The sequence below is a fragment of the Bacillus sp. PK6-026 genome (assembly GCF_054161455.1).
Window position 1 is genome coordinate 899,294 of record NZ_CP096418.1, and the last position, 18,120, is coordinate 917,413.

General features: G+C 46.7%; 16 protein-coding genes. 12 read left to right on the plus strand and 4 right to left on the minus strand.

The genetic code is table 11. From position 1 onward, the window contains the following. Window positions 1-79: 79 nt before the first annotated feature. The 3 genes from glvA (at window position 80) to M1D59_RS04475 (ending at window position 3,915) form a co-directional block, all read left to right on the plus strand. Complete coding sequence (gene glvA / locus M1D59_RS04465; protein WP_020450600.1) at window positions 80-1,429, plus strand: maltose-6'-phosphate glucosidase; 1,350 nt, start codon at window positions 80-82, stop codon at window positions 1,427-1,429. Window positions 1,430-1,536: 107 nt separating this feature from the next. Next, entirely contained in the window at window positions 1,537-2,307 is a 771-nt protein-coding gene (locus M1D59_RS04470; protein ID WP_458117829.1) for a MurR/RpiR family transcriptional regulator, read from the plus strand. A 15-nt stretch (window positions 2,308-2,322) separates the two neighbouring features. Next, window positions 2,323-3,915 (plus strand): alpha-glucoside-specific PTS transporter subunit IIBC, encoded by a 1,593-nt coding sequence (locus M1D59_RS04475; RefSeq protein WP_026580632.1) that lies wholly within the window; start codon window positions 2,323-2,325, stop codon window positions 3,913-3,915. Between the two features lie 149 nt (window positions 3,916-4,064). Here M1D59_RS04475 and M1D59_RS04480 read toward each other — a convergent pair whose 3' ends face one another. The 3 genes from M1D59_RS04480 to M1D59_RS04490 all read right to left on the minus strand — a co-directional run bounded on the left by M1D59_RS04480 (window position 4,065) and on the right by M1D59_RS04490 (window position 6,219). Beyond that, window positions 4,065-4,643, minus strand: coding sequence for a class I SAM-dependent methyltransferase (locus M1D59_RS04480; protein WP_026580631.1), 579 nt, complete (start codon window positions 4,641-4,643; stop codon window positions 4,065-4,067). Window positions 4,644-4,749: 106 nt separating this feature from the next. Then, window positions 4,750-5,727: a glycosyltransferase family protein gene (locus tag M1D59_RS04485; protein WP_023855896.1), complete on the minus strand. Its 978-nt coding sequence runs from the start codon at window positions 5,725-5,727 to the stop codon at window positions 4,750-4,752. Window positions 5,728-5,880: 153 nt separating this feature from the next. Next, a complete protein-coding gene (locus tag M1D59_RS04490) occupies window positions 5,881-6,219 on the minus strand; it encodes a winged helix-turn-helix transcriptional regulator (RefSeq protein ID WP_020450605.1) in 339 nt (112 codons plus the stop codon). Window positions 6,220-6,449: 230 nt separating this feature from the next. Between M1D59_RS04490 and M1D59_RS04495 the strand changes: the two genes are divergently transcribed. The 4 genes from M1D59_RS04495 (at window position 6,450) to M1D59_RS04510 (ending at window position 11,036) form a co-directional block, all read left to right on the plus strand. After that, window positions 6,450-6,908 carry a DoxX family protein gene (locus M1D59_RS04495; RefSeq protein ID WP_458117830.1) on the plus strand — a complete coding sequence of 153 codons (459 nt, stop codon included), beginning with the start codon at window positions 6,450-6,452 and terminating at the stop codon, window positions 6,906-6,908. Then, window positions 6,880-7,740 (plus strand): VOC family protein, encoded by an 861-nt coding sequence (locus tag M1D59_RS04500; protein ID WP_458117831.1) that lies wholly within the window; start codon window positions 6,880-6,882, stop codon window positions 7,738-7,740. The genes M1D59_RS04495 and M1D59_RS04500 overlap by 29 nt, the downstream gene beginning before the upstream one ends. Window positions 7,741-7,900: 160 nt before the next feature. After that, window positions 7,901-9,499 carry a glycoside hydrolase family 43 protein gene (locus tag M1D59_RS04505; RefSeq protein ID WP_458117832.1) on the plus strand — a complete coding sequence of 533 codons (1,599 nt, stop codon included), beginning with the start codon at window positions 7,901-7,903 and terminating at the stop codon, window positions 9,497-9,499. Then, entirely contained in the window at window positions 9,489-11,036 is a 1,548-nt protein-coding gene (locus M1D59_RS04510) for a glycoside hydrolase family 43 protein (RefSeq protein WP_458117833.1), read from the plus strand. The genes M1D59_RS04505 and M1D59_RS04510 overlap by 11 nt, the downstream gene beginning before the upstream one ends. On the opposite strand, the gene M1D59_RS04515 is transcribed toward M1D59_RS04510, so the two are convergent. Then, the gene (locus M1D59_RS04515; RefSeq protein WP_020450610.1) at window positions 11,033-11,878 is read right to left on the minus strand and encodes a helix-turn-helix transcriptional regulator; all 846 of its coding nucleotides are present in this window, start codon (window positions 11,876-11,878) and stop codon (window positions 11,033-11,035) included. The two genes, M1D59_RS04510 and M1D59_RS04515, sit on opposite strands and share 4 nt — an antisense overlap. Before the next feature lie 50 nt (window positions 11,879-11,928). On the opposite strand from M1D59_RS04515, the gene M1D59_RS04520 reads away from it, so the two are divergent. The 5 genes from M1D59_RS04520 (at window position 11,929) to mprF (ending at window position 18,009) form a co-directional block, all read left to right on the plus strand. After that, window positions 11,929-13,401, plus strand: coding sequence for an extracellular solute-binding protein (locus M1D59_RS04520; RefSeq protein ID WP_458117834.1), 1,473 nt, complete (start codon window positions 11,929-11,931; stop codon window positions 13,399-13,401). Between the two features lie 128 nt (window positions 13,402-13,529). Continuing rightward, the gene (locus tag M1D59_RS04525) at window positions 13,530-14,123 is read left to right on the plus strand and encodes an NAD(P)H-dependent oxidoreductase (RefSeq protein ID WP_079289355.1); all 594 of its coding nucleotides are present in this window, start codon (window positions 13,530-13,532) and stop codon (window positions 14,121-14,123) included. Further along, window positions 14,120-14,731, plus strand: a complete 612-nt coding sequence (locus M1D59_RS04530; RefSeq protein ID WP_048350617.1) for an NUDIX hydrolase — start codon at window positions 14,120-14,122, stop codon at window positions 14,729-14,731. Before M1D59_RS04525 ends, M1D59_RS04530 begins: the two co-directional genes overlap by 4 nt. Before the next feature lie 14 nt (window positions 14,732-14,745). Continuing rightward, a complete protein-coding gene (locus M1D59_RS04535) occupies window positions 14,746-15,276 on the plus strand; it encodes a YfiT family bacillithiol transferase (RefSeq protein ID WP_458117835.1) in 531 nt (176 codons plus the stop codon). A 180-nt stretch (window positions 15,277-15,456) separates the two neighbouring features. Next, the gene (gene mprF, locus M1D59_RS04540) at window positions 15,457-18,009 is read left to right on the plus strand and encodes a bifunctional lysylphosphatidylglycerol flippase/synthetase MprF (protein ID WP_025810187.1); all 2,553 of its coding nucleotides are present in this window, start codon (window positions 15,457-15,459) and stop codon (window positions 18,007-18,009) included. The last annotated feature ends 111 nt before the right edge of the window (window positions 18,010-18,120 follow it).

Genomic DNA, 18,120 nt, shown 5'->3' on the forward strand with positions numbered 1-18,120 from the left:
TGTCTTTCCCGAACCTGTTGGAACGGCTCCTTCAGCATGATATAAGTAAATTGTAAACGCTTATAAGGGGGCTTTAAAAATGGATAAAACGTATTCGATTGTCATTGCAGGCGGAGGAAGCACATTTACCCCGGGGATTGTATTGATGCTCTTGGACAATTTGGATGATTTCCCGATCCGACAGCTGAAATTGTATGACAATGATGGGGAGCGGCAAGACAAGATAGCCGGCGCCTGTGAAGTGTTGGTTCGAGAAAGGGCTCCGCACATTCAATTTTTAGCGACAACCGATCCGGAAGAGGCGTTTTCCGATGTTGATTTTGTCATGGCTCATATCAGAGTGGGCAAATATGCGATGCGCGAGCTCGATGAAAAGATCCCTCTGAAATACGGAGTCGTCGGCCAGGAGACGTGCGGACCCGGAGGGATTGCGTACGGAATGAGGTCGATTGGCGGCGTCCTTGAGCTCATTGATTATATGGAAACTTATTCACCTGATGCGTGGATGCTGAACTATTCAAACCCGGCTGCAATCGTTGCCGAAGCGACGAGAAGGCTGCGGCCGACATCAAAAGTGCTGAACATTTGCGATATGCCGATCGGTATCGAAGACAGGATGGCTCAAATTCTCGGGCTGTCATCACGAAAAGAGATGGTCGTCCGTTATTACGGTCTTAATCATTTTGGCTGGTGGACGTCAATTTGTGATAAAAACGGCAATGATCTGATGCCGGCGATCAAGGAGCACGTCGGGAAGTTCGGCTATATTCCTGAACACGAACATGAAAAGGCTGAGGCCAGCTGGAACGACACGTTCAAAAAAGCGAGGGAAGTATATGAACTCGATCCTGAGACGCTTCCAAATACGTATTTGCAATATTATTTTTATCCCGATGACATGGTGAAAAAATCAAACCCTGAATTCACGCGGGCGAACGAAGTAATGGAAGGGCGGGAAAAATTCATTTTCGGCGAGTGTGAAAAAATCGCAAAAGCCCAATCCAGCGCCGGCAGCAAAATCAAAATTGATGATCATGCTTCATATATTGTCGACCTTGCGCGCGCCCTTGCTTTTAATACCGGTGAACGGATGCTGTTAATTGTTGAAAATAACGGAGCGATCCAAAACTTCGATTCATCGGCGATGGTTGAGGTGCCTTGCATTGTCGGCAAAAACGGTCCGGAGCCGATCACAATCGGCAAGATACCGCAGTTCCAAAAAGGGCTGATGGAACAGCAGGTGTCTGTTGAAAAGCTTGTCGTTGAAGCCTGGATTGAAAAATCGTATCAAAAGCTTTGGCAGGCTCTGATTTTGTCGCGCACCGTGCCGAATGCAAGAACAGCCAAACTGATTCTCGATGATCTGATTGAAGCGAACAAAGCATATTGGCCGGAGCTCTCCGCGGAACATCTTCAGCCGTCGCTTTAAGGATAAAAGCGCCTGGGCTCCTGAGCCATACCGGCCAGCCCAGGCATATCTCCCATTTATTCTCGTATTTTATATAATAGAGACAGAGAATAAATGGGGTGAAAATGATGCAGTTGGAAGAATTAATGAACAAGCATTATAAAATGCTGAACGAAAACGACTTTCATGTTTTGAAATATATTTTGAACCATCAAGACACTTGCTACAAGCTGGGCATCAACGAATTAGCAAAGAAATGCAACGTATCCCGCACATCGATTTTAAGGCTTTCTCAAAAATTGGATTTCAGCGGGTACAGTGAGTTCAGGGTGTTTCTGAAATGGGAGGCCGAGAAACGGGAAGAAGAGCGGGAAGATTGCCGTTCCTTTGAATGCCTCATGAGGGATATGGAAGCAAGCATGAAGTATTTGAAAAATACGGATTTGCGCAAGATGTGTCAGCTCATTGACGAAGCAGACCGCATTTTTGTCTATGGTTCAGGTACCGCTCAGACCACGTGCGCTTATGAGCTGCAGCGAATGTTTGTTTCTCAGCACCGTTATTTGACGGTGATCAAAGATCAAATCGATTTCGACCTCATGTTTCCTGATTTTAGCCCGGCCGATCTGATCATCATCATTTCGCTGTCAGGAGAAACCCCGTCGCTGATTCCGCAGGCACAGTCTCTGTCGGCAAAAGGCATTCCTTTTATCTCTTTGACTAATTTGAAAAATAATCTGCTCGCCCAGCTCACGCCTTACAATCTCTATGCGCCGAGCCAGACGGTGACGGTTTATCCAAAAACGGAGCTGACAGCTTTTGCGCCCTTTTTTCTCGTTGGGGAAGCGCTGTTTCGCAGCTATGTCGACTATGCTGAAGAAAAGAAAAATCAGGAATAACAGGGGGGATTCGCATTGATGCAAAAAGTACAGCGATTCGGAAGCGCCATGTTTGTGCCGGTTTTGCTATTTGCCTTTGCCGGGATCGTCGTGGGCCTCAGCACATTATTTAAAAATGAGCAGCTGATGGGAGCGCTTGCCCGTCAGGACACCTTTTGGTATCAATTCTGGTATATCCTTGAAGAAGGCGGCTGGACTGTCTTCAGGCAAATGCCGCTGCTGTTTGCGGTCGGAATTCCGATCGCACTGGCGAAAAAAGCGCAGGCGAGGGCATGTTTGGAAGCGCTTACTACCTATCTGACCTTCAATTATTTTGTCAGCGCCATTTTGACAGTATGGGGCGATTTTTTCGGTGTTGATATGACACAGGAAGCCGGAGGAACAAGCGGACTTGCGGAAATCGCCGGCATCAAAACCCTTGATACGAACATTATCGGGGCGATTCTGATTTCATCGATTGTCGTTTATATCCACAATCGCTACTTTGATAAGAAGCTGCCCGATTTTTTAGGAATATTTCAAGGCTCTTCATTTGTCGTTATCATTTCATTTGCGATCATGCTTCCGGTAGCGCTTGCGACCGCGTGGATTTGGCCGATGGTGCAGGGCGGCATTGCGTCGCTGCAAAGCTTCCTTGTCGCCTCAGGAGCATTCGGTGTATGGGTTTACACATTTTTGGAAAGAATTTTGATCCCTACAGGCCTGCATCACTTCATCTACACGCCATTTGTTTTCGGCCCGGCCGTAGTTGAAGGCGGAATTGTCACCTATTGGGCGCAGCATCTCAGCGAGTTCTCGGCAAGCTCTGAGCCGTTGAAAGAGCTCTTTCCTCAAGGCGGATTCGCGCTCCACGGAAACTCTAAAATCTTCGGAATTCTGGGGATCGCGCTCGCGATCTATGTAACAGCCAGAAAAGAAAAGAAGAAAATCGTTGCCGGTCTGCTGATTCCGATCACGCTGACAGCGGTGATTGCGGGGATCACGGAGCCGATCGAATTTACGTTTTTGTTCATTTCGCCGCTGCTGTTTTTCGTACACAGTCTCTTGGCCGCGACGATGGCAACCTTGATGTATGCTGCAGGGGTTGTTGGAAATATGGGCGGCGGTTTAATCGAGATTTTAACGCTCAACTGGATCCCTCTGTTTCATCAGCATGGCAGCACTTATATTTTTCAAATTTTGATCGGCTTGTCTTTCACCGCCATTTACTTCTTCGTATTCAGGTTCTTGATTGTAAAATTGGATATCGCCACACCGGGGCGTGAAAAAGACCAGCAGCAGGAGACCAAATTTTATTCGAAAAAAGAATACAAGGCGAAAAAAGAGTCCGAAAAAGAGGTTTCTGCTGCGCAGGAAATGGATGAAACCGATCAGGCGGTTCTTTGCATCAAAGCGCTCGGCGGAAAAGAAAACATAGCTGAAGTGACGAATTGTGCGACAAGACTGAGAGTCAGCGTGTATGATGAATCGAAAGTGGAGCCGGACAGTACGTTTAAGTCCTTTGGCGTTCACGGTGTCGTCAGAAACGGGAAAGCCTTGCAAATTATCATCGGTCTTTCGGTTCCGCAAGTCCGTGAAAGGGTTGAGAAGCTGCTGGATCAATCATAATTGTGCCGGGGAAAATAGCATCTCCTGAAACGACAAATGCAAGTTGCTGAGACTTGCATGTACGATTGGGGGATGCTCTTTTGATGCAGAGACAAGCTAACGCTTCACAGGTTATCCGCATTAGCTCGCTGCATGCCAATTCCCGTTTATTATCTTTTTTTGCAGTTCAGCACGTAAATTTCATTCTTCAGCTGTTCAGATGTTTTAATGACGACTTTTTCGCTGCCCTGAAAATCCAATATGCCGTCGTATCTTTCGATGACTTCGTCAATATGTTTGAAGTGGCGGACATGGGCGCGAGAATCATAGTTAGGCACAGAAATCACCATATCGCTCCCTTGAGGAAGACTTGATAAAAACGCCTTGTCTTTCTCGATATGCTCTAACACTTCCAGCAAAACAAAAACATTGTATTTTTGCAGCATCCGGACGATCGCCTCGTCATATACATTCCCTTCGATGAAAGTAAACGAGGGATTATACCTTTTGGCTTCTTCAAGCATTCCTTTGGAAAAATCGATGCCTAAATATTTTCTGTAACCTTTGTCATATAAAAGCTTTGCGAATCTCCCTGTGCCGCAGCCAATATCAACAATCGTTTCATCTTTGGATTCCGGCAATAGACGTGCAGCTTCTTCATACACCTTTTTCCAAGGACTTTTTTCAAGCGGAATCAGATGTCGGTCAATAAATTGATCATAAAACTCAGCGGGCATTTCCGTTCCCATGTTTTTCACCTCGAAATCTTTTAAATCATCAGTAATAGAAATATATGTCCGAAAAGAAAATGCGTGCGGGAACAATCCCGCCGGATAAGAAAAATGGATCCATTCATCACCGTTTCCGCTGCTCCAAAAAATCTATTATCGCGTCTGCTATTTCTTGTGCGCGCGCATGATAGGTATGCCGCGAATGAACGAGACGGTAGCCGTTGTCTGTGATACGCTGCCTTTCTTTTTCGTTTTGAAGATAGTATTTTGCTTTATCATAAAAGTCTTCAACTTCACAAGCAATGAAATGGGTGCCGTCTTTAAAACCAAGATCGTAAATATCTTGATTTGGTTCCGCCAGCAACAACGTTCTGCAGGCAGGAGCTTCAAAAAATTTCAACAACGGGTAGCGAAGGGTGCTTCCGCACGTGAAAAATATCTTGGCCCTGTTCAGTTCCTGGGCATACTTTTCATTCAAAAAAGCCTGCTTGATTTCTTCTTCATCAGTTATGACATTGCCGGGATGGGGGTGGTGAACAAACCCTTCTTCATGCTTCATGGTCTGCAGTACAGCTTCCCTAAAAAGGTATTTTCCTTTTGGGGGGTATCTTTTGTTTCCTTCATGCACGAGTCCCATGAGCAAATAGTCTATCGTTTTTTTCAACTTCCAGTCCTTGAATATTTCTGGATCAACTGCCCATGGAACCCATCTGAATTTTTCTTCATACTGGGGATATTCATTTAAAAAATGCTCTTTTGTCACTGAAAAAATTAAATCAATTTGGTTTTCTTCGAAATAGCTGCTTCTGATCTGTTGATTAAAATGAGAATCGATCACAAACGCGCCGGTGGGGATGTTTGTATCCTTGAGCCCCCTTATGTTTGGGGATAATGAGAAGCCGTAGGCAATGTCGTAGTGGAAAATGAAATCAGGGCGAAATTGGATTTTGTCCAAAATATCCGGAAGATAGCCGTCTGTATGCCAGTACATGACTTCGGCAAACTCCTCCAGAGATTTCATCATTTTATACTTTACTTCATGTTTGGGCATGGTCTTCCAAAACGTTTTAATCAGAACTAATATTTTCAAGCATCTCCGCATTTCTTTCTCCTCTCAGGAAGTAATCTTTCCCTATTTAATATATGAGGATTAAAAATTGATGTTCAGGCAAGCATGAAAAAGGCGGGGATCTGAAAAATATGCGGAATAAAACGGCAAAACAAAAAGGCGATGCACCTGAGATGCACGCCTTTTTTAATGATTTTCCCGTTCATTGGCGCCGTCCGGATCGATCCATTCCTGCGACCATTTTTCCATTCCTTTAAGGACCGATTCGAGCGCCTGTCCTTTTTCAGTCAGGGAGTATTCGATCCGTACCGGAGTTTCTGGATACACGTGCCGGTGGATGATGCCTTCGTGTTCGAGTTCTTTTAATCTTTCGGATAACAGCCTTCCGCTGATGGGAAGGGAAGATTCTATATGGCAAAACCGCTGCGGGCCGTTAAGAAGCTGGTGAATGATGAATCCATTCCAGCGCTGACTTATCATTTTCATTCCTTTTTCGAATTTCGGACATAAAGATGATAGGCTCATATTTCTCACCTCTCTAGGTCTATTATAACGGTATATCAATGAATGAGCAAAGCTCATAAAATGTCTTGACGTAAGTTTCTTATTTATATATACTAACTTACACAAAGTAAGTAACGAACGAAAAAAGGAGGACACTGCAGACTTCTTATGCGGATGATATGTTGATAGATGGATAAAGTTGGTGTACGTCATTGGTCTTTTAAATAAAAAATAAACTAGAGGAGAAAATAATGAACAACAAATACGAATTAGGTGCATTTATTTTACGTTTGGTTACCGGTCTTACATTTTTGCTTCACGGTCTTTCAAAATTTCAAGGCGGGATTGAAAATACTGTAGGATTTTTCAGCAGTGTCGGAATTCCGGGCTTTCTCGCCTATATCGTAGCGATTATCGAATTGGCCGGAGGGGCTTTAATGATTCTCGGGCTCGGTACGCGTGTGATTGGCCTTTTATTTGCGATTGTCATGCTGGGGGCCATTTTCACTGTTAAGCTATCCGCCGGATTCATGGGAACGGATGGAGGCGCAGGCTATGAATTTGATGTAGCGCTTCTTGCAATTTCTATATACTTGGGCTTGAGCGGAAGCCGCATGCTGTCTCTTGATGGTTTATTCCGTTCCAAAGGGCAGGAGAAACCAAGGAAAGAAGGAAAAACAGATGACGCAGCAAATCCACCCGGGCACTGAGCTCGGATATGTGAAGCTGAAGGTGAGCCGTCTTGAAAGATCGGTTTCTTTTTACAGGGATGTGATCGGTTTTCAAGTATTAAAACGTTACGGAAAAACGGCGGAGTTCACAGTTGACGGGAAAAATCCGCTTCTGATTATTGAGGAAATTCCAAATGCTGTTGTGCTGCCTGAAAGATCGGCAGCAGGCCTTTATCATTTTGCCATTTTGCTTCCAAATCGCAAGCAGCTCGGCATGGCTGTGAAGCATTTGCTCCGCTCCGGCATTGAACTCGGCCAGGGAGATCACCTTGTCAGCGAGGCGCTTTACTTGTCAGATCCTGATCAAAACGGAATTGAAATCTACCGGGACCGCCCGCGTGAGGGCTGGAAGCGTGATGAACAGGGGAACTACGTGATGGGTACGGAGCCGGTTGATGTCCAAGGTCTTCTTGAAGAAGCCGATGGTCACGAATGGAAAGGTCTTCCCCCTGAAACAAAAATCGGACACGTCCATTTTCACGTCAAGGATTTAAAGCTGGCGAAAGAATTTTACCACTCTGTGCTGGGATTTGATATTACAGGAGATTATCAACACATGTCAGCGCTTTTCGTCTCTGCCGGAGGCTACCATCACCATATCGGCTTAAACATCTGGGCCGGACAACATGCGCCATTTGCTCCACTTAATGCGGCAGGCATGGCATATTACACGGTTCTTCTCCCGAATCAGGCGGAATTGGACTGCATCGTGAAAAAACTGAAAAGCTCAGGTTATGCCGTTGAGCATCAAGAAAACGCATGGTTTGTTAAAGACCCGGCTTCAGGCATTGATATCAGGTTGACTGCTTGAAAAGGCGAAACTTTAGTTTCGCCTTTTTTTTATGCCATTCAATCAAAGGACAACAATAGCAAAGAATGAGAATAAACAGACATTAATAACAAAGATTCAGGGGCGGCAGCTGTGCTAACATGAATTTGAAAAATTGGAAATGAAACAGGGGTGAAGGTTGATGGCAAAAAGCCTGACTGGCAAGGCGAAACATCCGCCTGTCTGGAATCCGAATGTTGACGGCGGGCGGTTTTGCAATCCCGTTCTTTTCATGGACTACTCAGATCCCGATGTCCTTCGGAAAGGCAGCGACTTTTTTATGGCGGCCTCGAGTTTTTCCTGTTTTCCCGGAATTCCCGTTTTGCACTCGACAGATTTGGTGAATTGGTCTTTGATCAGCCATGTGTTTGACGAGCTCCCCTTCGGCGAATACGAGGCCCCTGCTCACGGCAAAGGAGCATGGGCGCCGAGCATTCGGTACCATAACGGGGAATTCCTGGTGTATTTCGCTACGCCTGATGAGGGAATCTTTATGAGCAAAACATCAGATCCGTTTAAAGGATGGGAGCCTCTCATACACGTCAAAAAGACAAAGGGCTGGATTGATCCTTGTCCATTTTGGGATGACGACGGAAATGCCTATTTGATCCACGCCTATGCCAACAGCAGAATCGGAATCAAGAGCAAGCTGAATCTCTGCCGAATGAAAAAAGACGGAACGGCATTGGAAGACGATGGCGAGATCGTCTTTGACGGTACGCTGAACCACCCTACCATTGAAGGGCCGAAACTGTATAAAAAAGACGGCTATTATTATATCTTTGCCCCGGCTGGAGGGGTGAAGACAGGCTGGCAGACGGTTTTGCGGAGCAAGCAGATTTACGGTCCCTATGAAGATAAGGTTGTCCTCCACCAAGGAAATACAGCGATTAACGGTCCGCACCAGGGAGGCTGGATTGAGCTTGATTCCGAAGAATCATGGTTTATCCACTTTCAAGATCGCGGAGCATTCGGCAGAGTAGTGCACCTTCAACCTGTCCGCTGGATCGACGGCTGGCCGTTGATGGGCGAAGACATAGACGGCGACGGGATCGGCGAACCTGTTTTGCAATGGGAAAAGCCGAAGACAAACGCCAAAGAAGTGAAACAGCCCTTTGACCATGCCAATGATGATTTTTCTTCAGATCGCCTTGCGCTTCATTGGCAATGGGAAGCGAATCCGAAGCAAGACTGGTACTCTCTCAGCGCCAGTCCCGGCCGGCTTCGCTTGTACAGCCGCGGCATCCCGCATCCGTTCAAACTGAGCCGTCTGCCGAACCTTCTGATGCAGAAATTTTCGGGCCCAAGCTTTACAGCAACGGTCAAATTGTCGCTAAACGCCTTCTCGGACACTATGCTGGCCGGCTTGGCTGTAATGGGAAGGGAATACGCCTATCTCGGCTTTTCGAAATCGGAAAACGGCTATCGGCTTTCTGTATACAAAGGCCGTATGGAAGGTGAGCAGGAAGATGTCAAAACAGAAGAGCACGGTGTACAGGCGGAAACGGTCTATTTGCGCGTGACTGTTGATGAACAGGCGGTGTGCCGTTTCAGCTACAGCATGGATCAGCGTCATTTCACACAGATTGGGGATTCGTTTCAGGCTGTTCCCGGGCGATGGACGGGTGCCAAGGCAGGTGTATATTGCACGGATACCGGAGGAGCAGACGGACAGGACGGCTGGTGCGATATCGATTGGTTCAGGGTCGAACCGGCAGGAGGGGAATGTCATGAATGGTGAACACACATATACGAACCCGGTGTTGACCGGTTTTCACCCAGATCCTTCAATTATCAGAGTCGGGGAAGATTTTTACATGGTGAACTCAACGTTTCAGTATTTCCCGGCAATCGTTATTTCCCACTCTAAAGATTTAGTCCATTGGAAGATCATCGGCCACGGAATTACGGAGAATGACGGATTGGATCTGTCTGATATCAATGATTCACACGGCATTTGGGCGCCCGATATCTCGTATCATGACGGAACCTTCTACATTTTCGCGACACACAGGCTGAACGGACCGACCGTCATCAATGGACGAGAGCTGATCCGCAGACAGATCATGATCAAGTCCAGCCGTCCTGAAGGCCCTTATTCAAAGCCCGTTTTCATTGATGAAGGAAGCGGCATCGATCCGTCTCACTTTGTTGATGACGACGGGAAACACTATATGCTGCTCAGTCCTGCTTGCACGCTCTTTCCTTTAAATGACGAGTGTACAGAAGTTTCCGGCGAGCCGGTTCAGATTTGGGAAGGGACCGGGAGAAGGGCGCCTGAAGGGCCGCATGTGCTGAAAAAAGACGGGTATTACTACGCGATATTGGCGGAAGGAGGCACCGGATATTCCCACTCGATCACGACAGCCCGCTCGACGCATTTGTACGGTCCTTATGAGCCCTGCCCGTATAACCCGATATTAACGCAGACAGACCCGGATGCTCCGATTCAAAGAGCGGGGCACGGCAAGCTCGTTGAAACCCAGAATGGAGAATGGTGGGCGGTGTATCTATGCGGGCGGCCCAATGAGGGAAACTATACAACGGTTGGCAGAGAGACCGCTTTGGATCCCGTCGAATGGAAGGATGACGGCTGGTTTGTCATCAACGGCTTGAACGGCCCGAGTCTGATCCAGCGCGCTCCCAACCTTCCTCCGGTCAAATGGGATGAAAAGACTTTCGACGATTTTGACGATGATACGCTCGGTCTTGACTGGCAGTTTGTCAGAAATCCCGACCATTCAGGCTGGTCTTTGACCGAAAGACCGGGATATCTCAGGCTATGGACAGGTGATTGGGATTTACACGACATCCGCGCAAAAAATACGGTCGTCAGAAGGGAAAAGCACCACCAATACAGCGCCGGCGTGAAACTCGACTTTTCACCTGCGGCGTCCGGCGAGCAAGCGGGGATCGTCTGCTACTACAGCACGCATAATTATTTGAAATGCTGTCTGACCTATGAAGAAGGATTAAAGATCAAGGTCATGGAAAATCGCTCCGGCTTCCAAAAAACGCTTGGGGAAAAACATACCGAAGCCGGCCCGCTGTATTTAAAAGCCGTCATCAATAAGCAAAAGAGGGATTTTTACTACAGTTATGAAGGGAAGCATTGGCATCACGCAGGCGGTACTTATGACGCCCGTTTCTTAAGCGATGAGGGGTCGCGTGACGCAAAAGGACATACAGGAACGATGGTGGGGGTATTCGCCAATAATGGCGGAAGCGGCAGAAAGGCCGTCGCTGATTTTGACTGGTTCCGTTATACCGCATATTAAATGTCTCTGCTTTTTTTCCTGTATTGAAGCGGCGGGATGCCGACGATTTCTTTAAATACTTTATTAAAGTGGCTGATATGCTTAAAACCGGTATCCGCGGCGATGTCCAATATTTTCTCGTCTGTATCACGAAGCCGTTTTTTCGCTTCGCGGATTCTGATATGCCGGATATACTCCTGAAGATGAAAGCCGGTCACTTTTTTAAACACTCTGCTTAAATATGATGGGCTGATATAAAATTGTCCGGCCAGCCCGTTTAATGTCATCGTTTCTTGAAAGCTGCCATTGATATATGAAGCGATTTCCGAGATTTTTTCATCCATCGGGTGAAGCGGCCGTGTTTGATTGCGTCCGCCGCCCGCAAGGCTCCGGTAAATGGTAAAAAGCAGCTGAAACAATAGCGCCCTCACGACATCTTCGTGTCCTTCTTTTTTCAGCTTGCACTCCTTCTTCATCTCCATCAGCAGGTGTTCGACTGCCGCCTGTTCACGGAGGGAAAATGCGATGAAATTTTGATGTTCCGGAAACGGAAGCAGCCGATAATGGCTGCACTCAAGCAATGGTTCAATGAAATTGTGCGAGAAATTAATCAGGATGCGTTCGAACTCTTGAACTTCCGTGCTTGACGTTCGGTGGAGGTCGTGGGGGTTGATGATGATCATCGAGCCTTTTTCCGCGGTATAGACGCTTTGGTTAATAAAATACGTGCGTTCTCCGCTGAGCAGATAATACAGTTCATAGCCTTCATGAACATGCGGCGCGTTCATCTCGGTAAATCCTTTTCTCTGCATATATTGAATCGAAAAAGAATGCTCGGCTATGAAATATTTAGGATGGAGCATGTCGGGCATTCCTCCTTGAAAACGTTTTCTTATCAAGCGGGAGGGATCATATGAAAAAGTTATGTTGCCTGATCTTGATCTTGGTTTTTTCAGCGGGCTGCACGCAGCAAAAGGCGTCAACAGAAGAGGGCGGGGCGCTTGAAATCGATTGGCTCGTACCGCTCCACACGCCGCAGCCTCCGAAGGAGAAGGCGCTTGATATCATTGAAGACAAAACGAATACAAAGCTGAAGCTCATTTGGGTTCCGGATTCAACAAAAGAAGAGCGGATCAATACAACGCTTGCTGGCGGAAGCATGCCTAAAGTGATGACATTGCCTGATCTTGAAGATTCAGCGGTTGTCAGCGCGCTGCGGTCGGGAATGTTCTGGGAAATCGGTCCGTATTTAAAAGACTATCCGAATTTAAGAACGCTTGATAAAACCATTTTAAAAAATATCTCGGTTGATGGCAAAGTTTACGGGATTTATAGAGAAAGGCCGATGGCCAGACAGGGAGTCGTGATTCGGAAAGATTGGCTCGACAATCTCGGCTTGGAAATGCCGGAAACCGTTGATGACCTTTATAAAATAGCAAAAGCGTTCACAGAACAGGACCCCGATCAAAACGGAAAAGACGATACGATCGGTCTTGCCGACCGCAATGATCTCACCTTCGGAGCGTTTAAAACCTTGGCTTCGTACTTTGGCGCACCGAATGAATGGGGGACCGACAAAGACGGAAATCTGTTTCCTTATTTTAAGCATGAGGCCTATAAAGACACAATGGCATATATGAAAAAGTTTTATGAAGAAGGCCTGATGAACCGGGACTTCGCGGTGACAAGCAAAACGCAGCAGCAGGATTTAGTGATTCAGGGAAAAGCGGGAATCTACATCGGCGCAATGAGCGATGCCATGAACTTACGTGATCAGGGACTCGCTTTGAATCCCGAATTTCAGCTTGAGATCGCAAACCGGATCAAAGGCCCCGACGGCAAGGAGCGCACATGGGCGCTCGGCGGTCATGGCGGGATGTTCGCCATTTCGAAATCAAGCGTCAAGACTGAAGAAGAGGTCAAAAAAATTCTCGCATTTTTTGACAGAATCGCTGAAGAAGACCTCAACAATTTAATGCTGTATGGAATAGAAGGCGTACACTATGAAAAGAAAGGCGACAGCGGCTATTTTCGAAAACAGGAATACTACCATCTGTGGGAAGCGGAAATTCAGACGTTAAACCAGCTGATCGGCATCAATAAACAAGCTTTAAAAAGCGCTGAAGATCCACTGCGCGCCAAAAATGAAAAGCTTGAGGAGGACAACCGGGCAATCGCAGTCCAGAATCCGGCCGAACCGCTGTATTCCGCCGCACAGATGGACAGGGGAACAGAATTGAAGAAAATCATCGATGACGCCACATTCAAATTTATTCTCGGGGAAATCAATGAAAAAAGCTTTGACAAGGCAGTCGTAAAATGGGAGAAGCATGGCGGCGGAACGATTATGAAAGAGCTGAATGAAGATCTGAAAAAGGCAAACTAAACAGAAAAACCCTTTCCGTTTTTTCAAAAGGAAAGGGTTTTTCATCATATTTGCTCCAAGTTCATTTTCTTTAAATTCTGCAAAATAAACAATATAATTCCATCAAAGGACGAAAAGGAGGAAGCGATATGCAGACTGCCGTTATATATGCACACCCAAATCCAAACAGTTTCAACGGAGCCATTTTAAATCAAGTCATAAAGGCGCTTGAGGACGGTAAGCATTCTTATGACGTCATTGATTTGTATAGAGACCGGTTTGATCCCGTTCTATTATTTGATGAAAAGAAAAGGCGTTCTGATATGAAGCGCGACCCGGAAACCGCCGAATATCGAAGAATTGTCAAAAACGCCGACCATCTGATTTTCATTTATCCGCTTTGGTGGGGCGGGATGCCGGCGATCATGAAAGGATTTATTGACCGCGTTTTTGCAGCCGGAGAAGCTTATACATATCAAGGAAAGCTGCCAAAAGGCCTGCTGAAGGCGCCTACGGCTTCGGTTTACTACACGGCTGACGCCCCATCATGGTATTTGCGGTTTTGGCGGCGGGATGCCGACTGGGTGACGGTTAAAGATGTGATGTTGAAGTTTTGCGGCGTACGGCGGGTAAGGCGACTGCTGTTTGCCGGTGTGAAAGACAGCTCCGACGGAAAACGAACGCAATGGCTTGACCGTGTCTACCGGTCTATAGCTCCTGCAGATCGGGGGATCAGCGAATGAAAAAGGATCTGAAATGGCTGGATTGGGCAAAGGAAATTCAAGCCATCGCCCAGGCGGGGCTTGCCTATACAAAAGATGACTTTGATCGTGAACGTTTTGAGCGGCTTCGCGAGTTGAGCTGTGAAATTATCGCCGATTATGCGGAAACCGATTTCTCAAAAGTGAAAGAGCTTTTTGCCGGAGAATCAGGCTATCAAACACCTAAAGTCGATGTGAGAGCCGTGATTTTTAAAGATCATAAGCTCCTCCTTGTCCAGGAAAAAGCAGACGGTAAATGGGCGCTGCCAGGCGGATGGGCAGACATCGGCTTTACGCCGAAAGAAATTGCGGTTAAAGAAACGCTTGAAGAGACAGGTTTGAAAGTCAAGGCGCACAAACTTTTGGCTGTCATGGATAAAAAGCGCCACAACCACCCTCCTTCCGCCTTCCACATCTATAAGCTGTTTATTGCCTGTCAAATTGTCGGAGGCAAGGCGGAAGCGGGGATGGAAACGCAAAACCTTGGATTTTTCCCATTGGAGAATCTGCCTGAATTATCGGAAGCAAGGAATACGTATGAACAGATCGAATACCTTTTTGGAAAGCATGATGCAGTGTATTGCGACTAGGGGAGGAACAGACAATGGATCAGTTGAAATATCCGATCGGCACTTTTTCAAAACCGCTTGAAGCGGAAGAAAGGGAACGGAAAAAATGGATCGGGGATCTGAAGCAAGCGCCGCATCTCCTGAGTAGTGCGGTGGCGGGGCTAAATGAAGAACAGCTTGATACGCCATACCGGACCGGAGGCTGGACTGTCCGGCAAGTCGTTCACCATCTTGCCGACAGCCATATGAACGGCTATATTCGAAGCAAATTGGCACTGACTGAGGAGGCGCCTTTGATCCGCACGTTTGACGAACAGAATTGGGCCGGACTTACCGATGCCAGAACGCTCGATCCGGCTTTGTCGCTGGCGCTTTTGAACACGCTGCATCTGCGCTGGACCGCTTTTTTTGAATCTTTAACAGAAGCGGATTTTGAAAAAGCGTACGTTTATCCTGACACAGGAGAGGAAATGAAGCTGTATCAAGCGCTCGCTCTCTATGTGTGGCACTCACACCACCATATTGCCCATATTACAGAGCTTCGAAAAAGAATGGGTTGGAACTGAAAAAACGCGCCGCTGCGCGTTTTTTGTTTACCGTTTGTTTTCAGGAGGGATGGTTAACACTAACATAACAGCAGAATCGTTGGTTTTTGCTTTTTCTAGCCGGTAAATTAAGGTAAGATATATGAGTTATCACTCAAAACGTGATGGATTTATCCTGTGATTAGAGAGAAGTGGTTTTTCATGAAAAAAAATGCGCTGGCGATTTTAAGGATTGTAATTCCGGCGGCTGTTCTTTTGTTTGTCTTTTTTCAAGCGAAAAAAGAACTGGCCGGGCTGTCTTTTAAAGCAACATTTTTGATTATCGATCAAATTAATCGGGTTGACCTGTTTATCCTTGTTTTTCTCGGACTTGCCGCCATTTTGGCGATGACATTATACGATTTTGTTCTGGTTCGCTCACTCGGAATGAAGGTTTCGAAATGGAAGACGATCAAGGTGTCCTGGATCGCCAACTCGCTTAACAATGTTCTCGGGTTCGGCGGATTGTCCGGTGCAGGATTGAGAACGATCCTTTACAAAGAGCATGTTGATGATGTGAAGAAGCTGATCAGGGGGATCGCATGGCTTGCGTCTTCGATTCTTCTCGGGCTGTCTGTCCTCTGCCTTCTCGTCCTTGCCGGGATTCTGCCTGCCGGAGATCTGTTTACAGAAAAAGCGTGGGTGCTGCTGGCTGTTACCGGTACGGCGATAATCGCTCCCGGTGCGGCCATCATTTTAATGATCAAAAAGAGGAGAAGCGCAGGAGCCGAAAAAGGCATGCGGCTTTCGGTCTTCTTTTCGTATTTGGGTGCATCTGTGATCGAGTGGTTTGCCGCTGCAGCGGTTATGTATTATTCCCTTGTAACGATGGGGGTCGATTTAGATGCGAAAACCGTTCTCGGCGTTTTTACAATTGCATCTGTAGCCGGAATGATCAGTCTCGTTCCCGGCGGATTCGGTTCGTTCGACCTGCTTTTTTTAGTGGGGATGAGCAAGCTTGGGGTTGATCAGGAAATCACTCTGACGGCGATTGTGCTTTACAGGCTTGCCTATTCGTTTATTCCTTTTGTATTCGGCCTTATTTTTGCAGCAGCCGATTTGACTGGGAATACAATGAAGAAGCTCGAAGAAAAGCCGATTATTGCCCCGGCAATAGAAACGACCAATATTCTGTTGATTTTACACAGAGCGCTGTTATTCAGACTGCTGAACGGTTCGCTTTCAGTCATCGCGTTTTGCAGCGGAGCGATTGTGATCGCATCCGTGGCGCTGCCGATTGACAGGATTACATTGATACCGAATATTCCGAAGTACATGCTGGTGTTTTTTAACGGCTTGTCCCTCAGTTTCGGCTTGATTTTGCTGATCCTGCCGCTGGAGCTTTATCGGAGGACAAAGAGATCTTATTATATGACGCTGACCGCTTTGGTTCTTGCCTTTCTGTTCACGCTTTTTAAAGGTTTTAATATTAGCGCGGTCTTCATGATTCCTGTGGTATTTGTCCTGTTTGTCCTGCTGAGGGGGCAGTTTACAAGGGAGCGGGCTGTCTACACATTCGGGCAAATCGCATGGGGAGCTTTTATCTTTCTCTTTACTTTGCTGAATTACAATATTATCGCTTCAAACATTTGGGAGGCGCTCGGCCATATTCTCGTAAAAGATTATTTCATTCACAGTGAACGTCATGTCGACTTCGCGACGTTTTTTGCATTATTTTTCGTTCCGCTGTATTTCGTTGTTTTCATCTGGACGTTTAACAGGAAAACGAAAGAGGTCGGTGAAGCTCCTGACCCGGAGAAACTGGAGGCATTCTTAAAAGAAAAAGGCGGAAACGCTTTGAGTCATTTAGGTTTTTTAGGTGACAAGCGGTTTTTTTATTCAAGCGACGGGAATGCGCTGATTCAATTCGCCAAAGTCGGTCAGCGTCTCGTTGTGCTCGGCGACCCGTCCGGCCTGGAAGGCTCGTTTCCGCTCGTGATCAAAGAATTTCTTCATACGGCTGACCAAAAAGGGTATCTTGTCATTTTCTATCAGATCGAACGAGAAGACATGGGGCTCTATCATGATTTCGGATACCGTTTTTTCAAGCTTGGAGAAGAGGCGATTGTCGACCTTGACACCTTTACAATCACCGGAAAAAAGCGGGCCGGGTTAAGGGCGATTCACAACCGCTTTGAACGGGAAGGGTATACATTTCATGTCGAACAGCCGCCGTTTTCGGCAGAATTCCTCAACGAGTTGAGGCAGGTATCTGATGAATGGCTCGGCCGAAAAAAAGAAAAAGGTTTTTCGCTCGGGTTTTTTCATGAAGATTATTTGCAGAAAGCGCCGATTGCCGTTTTAAAAAGCGAAGAAGGCGAGATCGTCGCGTTTATGAATATCATGCCGATGTACCGCGAAGGGGAAATATCCATCGATCTGATGCGCTATTCGAAGAAAGCGCCGAAAGGAATCATGGATGCGCTGTTCATCTATTTATTTCAATGGGGAAAAGAACAGGGCTACACGGCCTTCAATATGGGAATGGCCCCTTTATCGAATGTAGGGACATCGTTTCAGTCATTCTGGACGGAGCGATTAGCCGCTGTGATTTTCAACAATGTCAGCTACATGTACAGTTTTAGCGGACTGCGGTCTTTTAAAGAAAAATATAAACCGGTTTGGCGGGGAAAATATTTAGCCTACCGGAAAAACCGATCTCTCCCGGTGACGATGATCCTTGTGACGAGGCTGATCGGAAGGAGAACGAAGTGAGGCCGTTTTTTAAAACGGTCTTTTTTAGATTGCCATTGTAAGAAGCAATGAAAGGCGGTATACTGCAAATGATTGGAAGGAAAGGATCGAACTCGACAAATGGGGGATCAA

What these genes read in the sequence shown, in the direction of transcription:
- glvA (WP_020450600.1), top strand. Translation starts at nt 80, where the DNA reads ATGGATAAAACGTATTCGATTGTCATTGCAGGCGGAGGAAGCACATTT.
- M1D59_RS04470 (WP_458117829.1), top strand. Translation starts at nt 1,537, where the DNA reads ATGCAGTTGGAAGAATTAATGAACAAGCATTATAAAATGCTGAACGAA.
- M1D59_RS04480 (WP_026580631.1), bottom strand. Translation starts at nt 4,643, where the DNA reads ATGGGAACGGAAATGCCCGCTGAGTTTTATGATCAATTTATTGACCGA.
- M1D59_RS04485 (WP_023855896.1), bottom strand. Translation starts at nt 5,727, where the DNA reads ATGCGGAGATGCTTGAAAATATTAGTTCTGATTAAAACGTTTTGGAAG.
- M1D59_RS04490 (WP_020450605.1), bottom strand. Translation starts at nt 6,219, where the DNA reads ATGAGCCTATCATCTTTATGTCCGAAATTCGAAAAAGGAATGAAAATG.
- M1D59_RS04495 (WP_458117830.1), top strand. Translation starts at nt 6,450, where the DNA reads ATGAACAACAAATACGAATTAGGTGCATTTATTTTACGTTTGGTTACC.
- M1D59_RS04500 (WP_458117831.1), top strand. Translation starts at nt 6,880, where the DNA reads ATGACGCAGCAAATCCACCCGGGCACTGAGCTCGGATATGTGAAGCTG.
- M1D59_RS04505 (WP_458117832.1), top strand. Translation starts at nt 7,901, where the DNA reads ATGGCAAAAAGCCTGACTGGCAAGGCGAAACATCCGCCTGTCTGGAAT.
- M1D59_RS04510 (WP_458117833.1), top strand. Translation starts at nt 9,489, where the DNA reads ATGAATGGTGAACACACATATACGAACCCGGTGTTGACCGGTTTTCAC.
- M1D59_RS04515 (WP_020450610.1), bottom strand. Translation starts at nt 11,878, where the DNA reads ATGCTCCATCCTAAATATTTCATAGCCGAGCATTCTTTTTCGATTCAA.
- M1D59_RS04520 (WP_458117834.1), top strand. Translation starts at nt 11,929, where the DNA reads ATGAAAAAGTTATGTTGCCTGATCTTGATCTTGGTTTTTTCAGCGGGC.
- M1D59_RS04525 (WP_079289355.1), top strand. Translation starts at nt 13,530, where the DNA reads ATGCAGACTGCCGTTATATATGCACACCCAAATCCAAACAGTTTCAAC.
- M1D59_RS04530 (WP_048350617.1), top strand. Translation starts at nt 14,120, where the DNA reads ATGAAAAAGGATCTGAAATGGCTGGATTGGGCAAAGGAAATTCAAGCC.
- M1D59_RS04535 (WP_458117835.1), top strand. Translation starts at nt 14,746, where the DNA reads ATGGATCAGTTGAAATATCCGATCGGCACTTTTTCAAAACCGCTTGAA.
- mprF (WP_025810187.1), top strand. Translation starts at nt 15,457, where the DNA reads ATGAAAAAAAATGCGCTGGCGATTTTAAGGATTGTAATTCCGGCGGCT.